General features: G+C 69.3%; 13 protein-coding genes. All 13 read right to left on the bottom strand.

From position 1 onward, the window contains the following. Positions 1-54: 54 nt before the first annotated feature. The gene (locus tag ABZU72_RS02105) at positions 55-453 is read right to left on the bottom strand and encodes a VOC family protein (protein WP_355017251.1); all 399 of its coding nucleotides are present in this window, start codon (positions 451-453) and stop codon (positions 55-57) included. After that, a complete protein-coding gene (locus tag ABZU72_RS02100) occupies positions 450-1,253 on the bottom strand; it encodes an AraC family transcriptional regulator (RefSeq protein ID WP_355017250.1) in 804 nt (267 codons plus the stop codon). The genes ABZU72_RS02105 and ABZU72_RS02100 overlap by 4 nt, the downstream gene beginning before the upstream one ends. Before the next feature lie 94 nt (positions 1,254-1,347). Then, the gene (gene thrS / locus ABZU72_RS02095; RefSeq protein ID WP_355017249.1) at positions 1,348-2,586 is read right to left on the bottom strand and encodes a threonine--tRNA ligase; all 1,239 of its coding nucleotides are present in this window, start codon (positions 2,584-2,586) and stop codon (positions 1,348-1,350) included. A gap of 202 nt (positions 2,587-2,788) precedes the next feature. Further along, entirely contained in the window at positions 2,789-3,556 is a 768-nt protein-coding gene (locus ABZU72_RS02090; RefSeq protein ID WP_355017248.1) for a pseudouridine synthase, read from the bottom strand. Continuing rightward, entirely contained in the window at positions 3,553-4,233 is a 681-nt protein-coding gene (gene scpB, locus ABZU72_RS02085) for an SMC-Scp complex subunit ScpB (protein ID WP_355017247.1), read from the bottom strand. The genes ABZU72_RS02090 and scpB overlap by 4 nt, the downstream gene beginning before the upstream one ends. Further along, complete coding sequence (locus ABZU72_RS02080) at positions 4,226-5,107, bottom strand: segregation/condensation protein A (protein ID WP_355017246.1); 882 nt, start codon at positions 5,105-5,107, stop codon at positions 4,226-4,228. The genes scpB and ABZU72_RS02080 overlap by 8 nt, the downstream gene beginning before the upstream one ends. A gap of 11 nt (positions 5,108-5,118) precedes the next feature. Further along, on the bottom strand, positions 5,119-5,487 hold the full coding sequence (locus tag ABZU72_RS02075; protein ID WP_160023748.1) for a hypothetical protein: 369 nt from the start codon (positions 5,485-5,487) through the stop codon (positions 5,119-5,121). Continuing rightward, positions 5,469-6,464, bottom strand: coding sequence for an AAA family ATPase (locus ABZU72_RS02070; protein WP_355017245.1), 996 nt, complete (start codon positions 6,462-6,464; stop codon positions 5,469-5,471). The genes ABZU72_RS02075 and ABZU72_RS02070 overlap by 19 nt, the downstream gene beginning before the upstream one ends. 258 nt (positions 6,465-6,722) lie before the next feature. Then, the gene (locus tag ABZU72_RS02065; protein WP_350839477.1) at positions 6,723-6,869 is read right to left on the bottom strand and encodes a hypothetical protein; all 147 of its coding nucleotides are present in this window, start codon (positions 6,867-6,869) and stop codon (positions 6,723-6,725) included. A 30-nt stretch (positions 6,870-6,899) separates the two neighbouring features. Next, positions 6,900-9,518, bottom strand: a complete 2,619-nt coding sequence (locus tag ABZU72_RS02060; RefSeq protein ID WP_355017244.1) for a DUF3516 domain-containing protein — start codon at positions 9,516-9,518, stop codon at positions 6,900-6,902. Next, on the bottom strand, positions 9,515-10,411 hold the full coding sequence (gene xerD / locus ABZU72_RS02055) for a site-specific tyrosine recombinase XerD (protein WP_355017333.1): 897 nt from the start codon (positions 10,409-10,411) through the stop codon (positions 9,515-9,517). The genes ABZU72_RS02060 and xerD overlap by 4 nt, the downstream gene beginning before the upstream one ends. 190 nt (positions 10,412-10,601) lie before the next feature. Beyond that, complete coding sequence (gene ald / locus ABZU72_RS02050) at positions 10,602-11,717, bottom strand: alanine dehydrogenase (protein WP_355017243.1); 1,116 nt, start codon at positions 11,715-11,717, stop codon at positions 10,602-10,604. Positions 11,718-11,853: 136 nt separating this feature from the next. Continuing rightward, on the bottom strand, positions 11,854-12,495 hold the full coding sequence (locus ABZU72_RS02045; RefSeq protein ID WP_355017242.1) for an NUDIX hydrolase: 642 nt from the start codon (positions 12,493-12,495) through the stop codon (positions 11,854-11,856). Between the last annotated feature and the right edge of the window lies 1 nt (position 12,496).

The raw sequence follows: 12,496 nt of genomic DNA, 5'->3' as shown, positions 1-12,496 counted from the left end.
GCCCGTGGTGCGCTATCGCGACTGACGACCAGGGTGTGCGATATCGCCGTGCGCTCATGACGGCTGGTAGCTGCCGAAGGACCACGAGTTGCCCTCCGGGTCGGTCACCGTGCCGCCTCGGCCGCCGTAGTCCTGGTCGACCATCGGGCGGTCCACGGTGGCGCCGGCGGCGACCGCCTTGTCGAAGAGGGCATCGGGGTCCTGGTCGATCAGGTAGACCCCGGAGCCGCCGGTGACCTTCAGGCTCCCACCCTCGCGTACCTGCCCGAACATCAGCCCTCCCCCGCCGGGCCAGAGCCATTCTGCGTGGGCGACGATGCCGCCCTCGCGGTAGGTGGAGTGCTCGACGAAGCCGATTGCGCTCAGCCACGTCATCATCGCCTCGGCGTCCCGGAACGCCATCGACTGCCAGTACTTGATCTTCGCTACATCGAACTTCTGCTCATTGCTCATGCATCCGAGTCAACCGCCTGCGGGTCGGCCAGGTCTTGCACGAATGGGAACTCCTCACGCAACCAGGTAGTCGGCGTACACCCGGCGAACTCCTGCCACTCACGCGTCAGGTGCGCCTGGTCGGCGTAGCCGCAGACTGTCGCCGCCCGGGCCAGCGGCATCCGGCCGATGAGGCCGCGGGAGCGGTCGAAGCGTGCCAGCCGCTGGAACTGCTTCGGCGCAACCCCGGTCTCTGCGCGTACGAGGTCGCTCATCCTCCGGCGGCTGTAGCCGACGTCGTCGGCCACCTCCTGCACGGCCGCTCCCCCGGTCAGCAGGGCCAGCGCGCGACCCACCTCCGCACTCGGCCCCGGCTCGCCATGCCGCGCCAGCGCCTCGACCAAGCCACTTACGACCAACCGCGACCACTCCCGCGGATCGGCCTCGGCCAGCCGCTCCGGAAGATGACGTACGCCGCCAGGCGCCGCGACCTCGTCGAGGGCGAGGAGCTCGCCCCGCCACGCCGCGGCCGGCATCCCGAACAGCGCCCGCACCCCGGCGGTCGTCAGCCCCAGCTGCACGCCGCGTTGGTAACCGTGATGATGGATCGCCGCCGGCCGGGTGTGCAGCCCGGAGACCAGCGACCATGCCGTGACCGGCTCCGTCCCGCTCCCCCACGAGGTCACCAACGGCTCGTCGACCGAGAGCACGAAAGTGATCTCGGTCGACGGCATCCCCCGATGCACCCCCGGCGCCCCGAAATCCACGTCGTAGGTGACCAGCGAGGTGACATAGGGCCGCAGCACCTCCGGCACGATCATGTCTCGATGGTGCCACGGTCGGCGCGGGTTGCCCATGCGCTATCGCGCTGAGCGGAGATGGTGTGCGATAGCGCTTGGCGGCACGGCCCAGATCTCACCAGGAGATCTCAACCGCCCGAGACACATACGCCGCCTTCATCACCACCACCAGATCGTCGACATCGACCTTCCGCTCGACACCCGCCGCGACGTCGCGTACCTGAACCTGCCCGGCGTCGGCCTCGACCGCCCCGATGATCGCGATCAACGGCTCCCGCCGACGACGAGACTCCCGGATCCTGCCCCCGAGAGAGCCGCCCGCGTCCAGGCGCGGACGGAGGCCCTCGGCGACGAGCGCGTCGACGAGCCTGCGAGCCTCGGAGTCCTGGTCTGCGGAGACCGGGAGGACGGCGATCTGCGCCGGCGCCAGCCACAGCGGGAGACGACCCTGGTAGCGCTCCAGGAGCGCGGCGGTGACGCGCTCCATCGAGCCGACGGTGCCGCGGTGGACCATCACGACCCGTTGCTGGGATCCGTCGGCGGCGTCGTAGGTGAGGTCGAAGCGCTCGGGCTGGTTGAAGTCGATCTGGACGGTGGCAATGGTCTCTTCGTGGCCCGCGGGGTCGATGACCTGCACGTCGAGCTTCGGTCCGTAGAAGGCGGCCTCGCCCGGCGCCACGACGACCTCGACGCCGGCCTCGGCCGCCGCCTTCCTCAGCGCCTCCTCGGCACCGTCCCACTGCTCGACGGAGCCGAGATAGGACGGGGAGGCGTCGCGGAGGGAGAGGCGTACATAGTCGACCCGCAGACCGAGGATCTCCTGGGCCTTCAGCGCCGAGTGCAGCGCCTTCCCCGCCTCCTCGGCCACCTGGTCGGGGCGGCAGAAGACGTGGGTGTCGTCGAGGTTGATCTGGCGTACCCGGCTCAGCCCCGAGAGCACCCCGGAGCGTTCGGCGCGGAACATCGGGGCGAGCTCGTGCAGCCGGATCGGGAGCTCGCGGTAGGAGTGCTGGCGGGCCTTGTAGACCAGCGCATGGTGCGGACAGTTGGCCGGACGCAGCACGAGCTCCTCGCCGCTCTCCCCCGCCGGACCCGATCCCATGGCCATCGGCGGGAACATGTCGTCGGCGAACTTCGCCCAGTGACCCGAACGCTCGAAGAGCGCGCGTTTCCCGAGCACCGGGGTCTTGACCGGTACGCAGCCGTCGGCCCGGGCCAGGTCGGCGGCGAGTCGCTCGAGCTCGGCGAAGATGACGGCCCCGTCGGGCAGCCAGAGTGGCAGCCCGGAGCCGGCCAGCGGGTCGGTGGCGAAGATGGCGAGGTCTCGGTTCAGGTCTCGATGATCGAGGTTCATGGTGAATGCTCCTGGGTCTTGGCCCGGAGCATCACCACCAGAGACGAGAACCGCCCCGGAGCAATGCTCCGGGGCGGTCTGCGAAAAGTGGACAGCAGGTCAGCGCCGGAGTGGGTCCGGCGTCGTCGTGCTCATCGCGCGCTGCTGCATGCCGCTCATCTTAACGGCTCGGGCCGGCGTACGCACCAGGGTTTCCGGGCCCTCAGAGCTCGGTGGTGTCGAGGAGCTCGCCGAGCTCCTCGCGGGAGAGGTCGCGCATCTCACCGGGCTTCATGGTTCCGAGCCGTACCGGGCCGATCCGGGTGCGGGTCAGCCGGGTGACCGGGTGGCCGAGGTGGTCGAGGAGGCGGCGAACGATGCGGTTGCGTCCCTCGTGGATGACCAGCTCGATGATCGACTTGTCCTTGCGGGTCTCCATGATCCGGGCCTTGGTCACGGTGACCGGGCCGTCCTCGAGGGTGACGCCGGCGAGGAGTCGCTTGCGTACGTTGGGGAAGATCTCGCCGGTGACCTCGGCGACGTAGGTCTTGTCGACCTCGTAGCTGGGGTGGGCCAGCCGGTGGGCGAAGTCACCGTCGTTGGTGAGGATGATCAGGCCCTCGGTGTCGGTGTCGAGACGGCCGACATGGAAGAGCCGCTCCGGGCGGTCGGCGACCAGGTCGGAGAGGTTGCGGCGGCCCTCGGGGTCGCTCATCGTCGAGACCACGCCACGCGGCTTGTTGAGGGCCAGGTAGACCTTGCCGGAGATCGGCGGGAGCCGCTTGCCGTCGACGCGTACGACGTCCTTGCCGGGGTCGACCTTGGTGCCGAGGCGGGTGACCACCTCGCCGTTGACCTCGACAGAGCCGTTGAGCATCAGGAGCTCGCTGCCGCGCCGCGACGCGATGCCGGCCAGGGCCAGCAGCTTCTGGAGCCGGATCAGGCCCTCGTCGTCCAGCGGCAGATCGTCTCGCTCAGGCAGGTCACTCACGCTTGCGATTCTGCCGCATCGTCAGAGTCCGACCCATTCGCCGCGCCTTCTTCGGGCTGCGCGGCGAGCGCCTCCTGACTGACCTGCTCGGTCAACTCCTCCTCCATGTCGGCGAGGTCGGGCAGGTAGGGGGCGAGCTCCGGCAGGTCGCCGAGGTCGGTGATGCCGATCCGCTCGAGGAAGTAGCCGGTGGTGCGGTAGAGGTTGGCGCCGGTCTCGTGGTCCTGCCCGGCCTCTTCGACGAGGCCGCGGGTGAGCAGCGTACGCATCACGCCGTCGACGTTGACGCCGCGGATCGCGGAGACCCGGGCGCGCGAGACGGGCTGTTTGTAGGCGACCACGGCCAGCGTCTCCAGGGCCGCCTGGGTGAGCCGGGCCTGCTGGCCCTCGAGGACGAAGCCCTCGACGACGGCGGCGTACTCCTCGCGGGTGTAGAACCGCCAGCCGCCCGCGACGTTGCGCAGGTCGAAGCCGCGGCCCTGCTCGGTGTATTCGGCCGCCAGCGCCTGCAGAGCGTCGATCACCGCGGCCGTCGGGTGGCCCACCGCCGAGGCCAGCGATTCCGCGGCCAGCGGCTCGTCGGCGACCATCAGCACCGCCTCGAGCGCGGGCCGCAGGTCGGCGAACTCGATCGCCAGGGTCTCCTCGGTGGACTCCCCTGTCGCAGCCTCAGTCATCGTCCTTCTCCCCGTCATCGGCGCCGCCCTCCGCGGGCGGCTGCCCCTCGAACTCGTCCTGGATCAGCTCATCGACATCGAGCGCCTCGTCGCCGGTCCAGCGTACGGTCAGCTCGCCCAACGCGGTGACCTGGTCGAAGGCGACCGCACCCTCGCGGAAGAGCTCCAGCAGCGAGAGGAACCGGGCCACCGTGGTCAGCGTGTCCGGCGAGTCGGAGCACAGGCCGCGGAAGGTGACCTGCCCGGAGGCGCGCAGCCGCTCGATGACCAGCGCCGCCTGCTCCTTGACCGACACCTTCGAGCCGTGGATGTGGGCGAGCCCGATCTCGGGTGGCCCTGGCTTGGGCGCCATCGCGGCGGCCGCGAGCTGGGCGAACTGGTCCAGCCCGATCCCGATCAGCACCTCGGGCAGCAGGCCGGCGTAGCGCGGCTCGAGCTGGACCGAGCGCGGGTGTCGCTTGGACTCCTTCGCGAGCCGCTCGCCGAAGACGGCCGCGACCTGCTTGAACGCCTTGTACTGCAACAGTCGGGCGAAGAGGAGGTCGCGCGCCTCGAGCAGCGCGAGGTCCTCCTCGTCCTCGACGTCGCCCTGCGGCAGTAGCCGGGCCGCCTTCAGGTCGAGCAGCGTGCTCGCGACCAGCAGGAAGTTGGAGGTCTGCTCGAGATCCCAGGACCCGCTGTCGGCGGCGCCCTTCTTGACGTAGGCGATGAACTCGTCGGTCACCGTGGCCAGGGAGACCTCGGTGATGTCGAGCTTGTGCTTGGCGATCAGGCTGAGCAGCAGGTCGAAGGGGCCCTCGAAGTTGCCGAGGTGCACCTCGAAACCCCCGGTGCCACTCGGCTCCTGCTCGGCCCCCGCAGGGGCGTCTGGCATCTGCGTGACCGTCACTCGGCGAGCCGGTGCACGAGGGCGCTGTCGTCCCCGTACTCCTCGAGGTCGGCCAGCACGATCGCGAGCGCCTCGCGCACCAGCCGGCCGCGGTCGACCGCGATGCTGTGCTTGGCCCGCAGGTTGAGCCGGGCGTGCTCGAGGTCGAGCAGCTCCTCGGAGGTGATGTAGACCGTCATCTTCTCGTCATGACGTACGCGGCCGCTCGACCGCTTCTTGGCGGCCGGCGTCTCCTCGGCCGGCTCGGGCACGGCGTGCACTGGGCGGGCCTTCGCCTCGGCGGCAGGTCCTGCGGCGGCAGCGCCGTCGGACGTACGCCGGAACAGATCATCGGCGGCCGGAACCCTCACTCGCCGCGTTGCCATCGGGCCAGCACCTCCTTGGCGAGCATCCGGTAGGAGTCGGCGCCGGTGGAGCTGGAGGCGTACTCGGTGATCGGCTCGCCGACCACGGTGGAGTCGGCGAACTTCACGGTGCGGCGGATGACGCTGTGGAAGACACGGTCGCCCCAGCCGTTGACCAGGGTCTCCATGACCTCGCGGCTGTGCATGGTGCGGCTGTCGTACATCGTGCCCAGTATTCCGTCGATCTTCAGACGCGGGTTGAGCCGCTCCTGAACCTTGTCGATGGTGTCCTTGAGCAGCGCGACGCCGCGCAGCGCGAAGTACTCGCACTCCAGCGGAACCACGACGGAGTCGGAGGCGGTGAGCGCGTTGACGGTCAGCAGGCCCAGGCTCGGCTGGCAGTCGATGAGGATCACGTCGTAGTTGGCGACGGCCGGAGCCAGGGCTCGGGCCAGGGTCTGCTCACGGGCGACCTCCTGGACCAGCTGCACCTCAGCGGCGGAGAGGTCGATGTTGGCCGGCAGCAGGTCGACACCGTCGATGCCGGAAGGGACGACGACGTCGTCGAGCGTGATGTCACGCTCCATCAGCAGGTTGTAGACGGTCAGCTCGATCTCGTTGGGCTGGAGACCCAGACCGACCGAGAGCGACCCCTGCGGGTCGAAGTCGACCATCAGTACCTTGCGTCCGTGCTCGGCCAGCGCGGCACCCAGGTTGATGGTGGTCGTGGTCTTGCCGACGCCACCCTTCTGGTTGACCATCGCGACCGTACGCGCGGGGCCGCCGGTGGCGGGGCCGGGCTCGGGAAGGTTGGGCCAGGGGCGACCAGTCGGGCCCTTCTTGTTCTTACCCGGGCCGTCGAACGAACCCGCGTCGGGCTCAGGGGCGTTGGCGCGCAGCCGGGCCGAGGGCGGATAGGCCGGCGGCGGGGCCGCCGGCGTCTGCGGAGGCATCTGCGGCGCGGTCGCACCACCTGCTCCGAAATAGCTGTCTTCCATTCCTCCACCCCCGGTTGAGTTGCCGCGGCCCTGGGTCGATCACGGCTAGCGGGTCTATATGTCGACACGGCGACTCTAAGACCCGGATCTGCGCGACTGTAGGAGCCGCGCCGGGCGTGTCACAAGGCAAATCCGGGTGATTCTGCTACGCGACCCGAATCTGTTGATGACCTGTGCACTTGGCGCACCGCCAGCCCCACAGGAAGGGCCTTCGATGTGGAGAAACCTGTGGAGGAATCTCCGCTCGAACAGCCGGTCTCAGTGCGACCGACGGCGCTTCTGGAACTGGTCGTAGGCCTTGCCCGCTGCGTCCTTGATCTTCTTCTGGTTCTCGGGCTTGCGAGCCTCGTTGGCGATCTTGGCGATGGCCGCGACGACGACGGGGTTCTTCAGTAGCTTGCGCACGCCCCAACGCTAGCGGAACCGAGCAACCCGTCACAGCCGACGCATCGCCACCGTCGCCAGAACCAGCTCGCCGGCCTCGTCGCTCGCGTCCAGGTCGGCCACCGCCTCGATCACCCAGTCGTGGTCGCCGGCCGGGTCGTCGAGGGTCTGGGTGACCCGCCAGATGCGGGTCTCGTCGTACGTCTCGTCATCCTCGTCGACGCCCGCGGGAGCACCGCGCTCGACGGTCCAGGTGAGCAGCTTGGGCGAGCGCGAGTCGGCAGAGATGCCCACGTCGTCGTGCTCGGCGAAGTAGGCCTCCAGGGCGTCGTCCCAGCGAGACCTGGTCATCACCACGTCGCGCGCGGGCTCGAGCCGGTCTGCGGCGGAGCGCTCCAGCGACATCAGCGTGTCGAGGTCGTCTCGCGAGACCGCGTCGACCCGGGCCCACATCGCGTTGCGGACCATGATCTCGAAGGCCCGTTGCTGCTGCGACAGGGACCGCGGGGGCGGCGGCGCCTCGTGGTGGGCCACCGCCGAGGGGATGTGCTCGGGATCGGAGAGCGCCTCCCACTCGTCCAGCAGGCTCGAGTCGGTCTGCCGGATGGTCTCCCCCAGCCACTCGACCAGGTCCTCGATCTCGGGGCTCTTGTGCGTCTCGGGGAGGGTGTGCCGGAAGGTGCGGTAGGCATCGGTCAGATAGCGCAGCACCAGGCCCTCGGAGCGAGCGAGCTGGTAACGGCGTACGACGTCGGTGAAGGTCATCCCCTGCTCGTACATCTCGCGCAGGATCGACTTCGGGTCGAGGGCGTCCTCGGGCAGCCACGGGTGGGTGCCGCGGTAGACCTCGAAGAGCGCCTCGAGGCGCTCGGCCATCGGCTTGGGCCAGGTGATCTCCTCGATGAGGGCCATCCGCTCGTCGTACTCGACGCCATCGGCCTTCATGTTCTCGATCGCCTTGCCGCGGGCCTCGTGCTGCTGGGCGAAGAGGATCTGGCGCGGGGGCTCGAGGACCGACTCGATCACCGAGACGATCTCGAGGGTGTGCTCGGGCGACTCCGGATCGAGCGTGTCCAGCGCGGCGAGGGCGAAGTGCGCCAGCGGCTGGTTGAGCGCGAAGTCGGCGGGAAGGTCCTCGGTGAGGACATAGCGCCGCCCGTACGTGTCGGGCTCGGCGAGCCTGGTCAGGACCCCGCTGTGGACCAGGGAGCGGGTCAGGCGCAGGGCCCGGCGGGCGAGCTTGAGCTGGGTGCGCCGCTCCTCGTGGTTGTCCATGGTGATCCGGCGCATCACCTCGAACGCGTCCTCGTCGCGGGCGACGACGTTGAGGATCATCGAGTTGTCGACCTTCATCTTGCTCTGCAGCGGCTCGGGGGCGCCGTCGACGAGCTTGGTGAAGGTCGCCTCGGTCCACACGACCGTGCCCTCGGGCGGCTTCTTGAGCTGGGCCTTGGAGTTCTTCTTGCCGGCCTTGCGGCGCTCCTCGGACTTCGCCTTGGCCTTCTCGTTCTCGATGATGTGCTCAGGCGCCTGGACGACGACGTAGCCCTGAGTGTCGAAGCCCGCCCGGCCGGCTCTTCCGGCGATCTGGAGGAACTCCCTCGTGCGCAGGATGCGCTGGCGGCGGCCGTCGAACTTGGCCAGGCCGGTGAAGAGCACCGTCCGGATCGGGACGTTGATGCCGACGCCGAGGGTGTCGGTGCCGGCGATGACCTTGAGCAGCCCGGCCTGGGCGAGCTGCTCGACCAGCCTTCTGTATCTGGGGAGCATGCCGGCGTGGTGGACGCCGATGCCCTTGCGCAGCAGCTTGGAGAGCGTCTTGCCGAAACCGGCGGCGAAGCGGACCGGCTCGAGCCGCTTGGCGATCTGGTCCTTCTCCTCGTTGGACAGCTTCAGCCAGCCGGCGTTGAGCAGGGAGGTGCCGTGGGTGACGGCGTCCTTCTGGGTGAAGTGGACGACGTAGACGGGCGCCTGGCCGGTGGTGACGAGCTCCTCGAGGGTCTCCTGGAGCGGCGTGAGGCGCCAGTCGAAGGTGAGCGGAACGGGTCGTTCCGCTTGGTCGACGAGGACGGTCTCGCGGCCGTTTCGCCTGGTCATGTCCTTGGCCAGCGCGCTGGTGTCACCGAGCGTCGCGGAGAGCAGCAGGAACTGGGCCTGCGGCAGCTCGAGCAGCGGCACCTGCCACGCCCAGCCGCGGTCGGGCTCGCCGTAGTAGTGGAACTCGTCCATGATCACGAGCCCGACGTCAGCGTGTTTGCCCTCTCGCAGCGAGAGGTTGGCGAGCACCTCGGCGGTGCAGCAGATGATCGGGGCGTCGGCGTTGACGCTGGCGTCGCCGGTGAGCATGCCGACGTTCTCGGCGCCGAAGGTCTCGACGAGGTCGAAGAACTTCTCGCTGACCAGCGCCTTGATCGGCGCGGTGTAGAAGGAGACCTTGTCCTCGGCCAGCGCGTACGCGTGCGCGCCTGCCGCGACGAGGGACTTCCCCGAGCCTGTCGGGGTCGCCAGGATGACGTTGTCGCCGGCCAGGATGGACATGATTGCCTCGTCCTGGTGGGGGTAGAGGCTGCGGCCACTCCCCTCGACCCACTCCACGACCGCCTCGTAGACGTCGTCGGGGCTCGCCCCGACCTTGGGGATCCAGTCGCCGGCTTTGGTCGAAACGGTCACAGGGCCCTCGGGTGTGCGGTCGCGAAGACCTCTCGGAGATTGTCCACGGTGACAAGAGTGTAGATCTGCGTCGTGGTCACCGACGCATGGCCCAGCAGCTCCTGCACGACACGTACGTCGGCGCCGCCGTCCAGCAGGTGGGTGGCGAAGGAGTGACGCAGGGTGTGGGGCGAGACGTCCTTGTGGATCCCGGCGCGCTCGGCGGCACGGGTCAGGACGGTCCAGGCCGACTGGCGGGAGAGGCGGCCGCCGCGGGCGTTGAGGAAGAGCGCGCCACCCGAGCGGGCGGCTGCGAGGTCGGGTCGTGCCCGGGTCAGGTAGGCCTCGACCGCCTCGATGGCGTAGGAGCCGACCGGGACGATCCGCTCCTTGCCGCCCTTGCCTCGCAGGAGTACGACGTGGTCGACCCGGTCGAGGTCGTCGACGTCGAGGCCGACCGCCTCGGAAATGCGGGCGCCGGTGCCGTAGAGCACTTCGAGGAGGGCCCGGTCGCGCAGCGCGAGCGGCGTCCCGGGCGCGCCCGACGCCTCCAGGATCGCCTCCACGTCGGCCAGCGGCAGGGCCTTCGGCAGCCGCTTCTCCGCGCGCGGCGGCTTCACATGGCCGGCCGGATTGGCCTCGACCATCCCGTCGGCCACCGCGAACTTGTGGAACCCACGCACCGCGACGACCGTCCGCGCCGCCGAGGTCGCGCTGAGCGCCGGGTGCTCCTCGCTGCCTTCGCGCAGGTGTGCCAGGAACGCCGACACCGTCGCCTCCGAGACGCCGGCGAGGTCGTCGATGCTCTGCTGGGCGAGGAACTCGGCGTACCGCCTCAGGTCGCGCCGGTAGGAGGACAGCGTGTTCGCCGCCAGCCCCCGCTCGACGGTGAGGTGGTCGAGGTACGTGCGCATCGCGTGCTCCACCGCCGTAGCGGAGCCCGAGACGTTCGATGCGGTCACGGGTCCATCCAACCAGGGGTGGTGGATCCGGTCGGGGAGGAATACCCGGTTAACCGGGTATTCCGGCACTTCTCGGGCATTGCATTGCCTGAGAAGTGCCGGAATTGCCTGTACGGCGTGACTCCTGTGACTCCTGAGGAGATCAGCCGAGCACGTCCGAGAGCGCGACGGAGTCGATGCCGACCGCCTCGCCCACGGGGCCGTAGGTGAGCTGGCCGGCGTGGGTGTTGAGGCCCTTGGCGAGCGCGGCGTCGTCACGCAGCGCTTGGGCCCAGCCCTTGTTGGCCAGGGCGACGGCGTACGGCATCGTCGCGTTCGTGAGCGCGTAGGTGGAGGTGTTGGGCACCGCGCCGGGCATGTTGGCGACGCAGTAGAAGGTCGAGTTGTGGACCTGGTAGGTCGGGTCCGCATGGGTGGTGGCGTGGGAGTCCTCGAAGCAGCCACCCTGGTCGATGGCGATGTCGACGAGCACCGAGCCCGGCTTCATCCGCGAGACCAGGTCGTTGGTGACCAGCTTCGGCGCGGCCGCGCCCGGGATCAGCACGGCGCCGATGACCAGGTCGGCCTGGAGCACCTGCTCCTCGAGCGCGAGCTTGTTCGACGCGAGCCCGTGGACCTGGTTGGAGTAGCGCCAGAACGACATCCGCAGCTTCTCCAGGTCGGTGTCGAGCAGCGTGACGTCCGCGCCCATCCCCAGAGCGATGTTGGCGGCGTTCTGCCCCGAGACGCCGGCACCGATGATGACGACCTTGGCGTTGGCGACACCGCCGACACCGCCCATCAGCGTGCCGCGGCCGCCCTGGGCCTTGAGCAGGTTGTACGCCCCGACCTGGGGCGCCAGGCAGCCGGCGACCTCCGACATCGGGTAGAGCAGCGGCAGCGCCCGGTTGGGCAGCTCGACGGTCTCGTACGCGATCGCGGTGACCTTCTTGGCCAGCAGCTCCTGCGTCAGCGGCTTGTCGGCGGCCAGGTGGAGGTAGGTGAACAGGGTCAGGCCCTCGCGCAGGCGGTGATACTCCTCCGCGACCGGCTCCTTGACCTTGAGCACCATGTCGGCGTTGCCCCAGGTCTCGTCGGCATCGCCGAGGATCTTGGCGCCGACCGCGGCGTACTCGCCATCCGAGATCGAGGAGCCGACTCCGGCACCGGCCTGGACGAAGACCTCGTGGCCGTTGGCCACCAGCTCGTGGACGCCCGAGGGGGTGATCGCCACCCGGTACTCGTGGTTCTTGACTTCCTTGGGTACGCCGATTCTCATTGTGTTTCTTCCCCTGAATGTGGTGGTCCGTGGGTCTACGGGTCAGCCGGATGTGCGCCGCCTGACGCGGCATGTCTAACCCGGTGTGGCGCAAGTCACCAAAATCACGTCGATCGGTCCTGACCAGACCCCCTGATCAGACTCTGCCACGTGATTTGAGAGCGGCGTACGCAAGCACGGCCTGGACGACCGGCGAGTCGGTCGCCCGGCCGCTCAGCACTGCCTCCAAGAGCTCCTCGAAGGGCACCCAGTGGACGCTCATCTCGGCCTCCTCGTGCTCGAGCTCGAAGCCGTCGCGGTCGCTGGCGGTGAGGCCGCGGGCGAGGAAGAAGTGGTGGATCTCCTCGGTGAGCCCCGGCGAGGCGTACGTCGAGAGCAGCGGCGTCCACTCGGTCGCCTCGTGGGCCACCTCCTCGCGCAGCTCGCGCACGGCGACCTCGAGCGGGTCCTCGCCGGGATAGTCGATCAGGCCGGCCGGCAGCTCCACGAAGCGCCGCTTGGCGGGATGGCGGTACTGGGTGATGACCAGGGCCCGCTCCTCCTCGTCCAGCGCCAGCACGACCGCGGCGCCCGGGTGCTCGACCACCAGACGGCGGAACGGCTCCTCGTCCTCATGGCCGGGGCGGTTGATCCGGTCGGCGCGCAGCGCGACCACCCAGCCGTCACGGTGGAGATCCTCGCTCGAGGCGACCGGCCAGCTCTCCGGGACGTCCCACTCGGTGAGCGGTCCCTGGTCCAGCGGCACGGCGGAGTCGGAAATTCGTGCGTCCGATGTCATG

Source organism: Nocardioides sp. NPDC004968, assembly GCF_040608935.1.
Lineage (GTDB): Bacteria > Actinomycetota > Actinomycetes > Propionibacteriales > Nocardioidaceae > Nocardioides.
The sequence above is the reverse complement of the archived record's forward strand: the minus strand, read 5'-3'. Positions and strand labels throughout refer to the sequence as shown.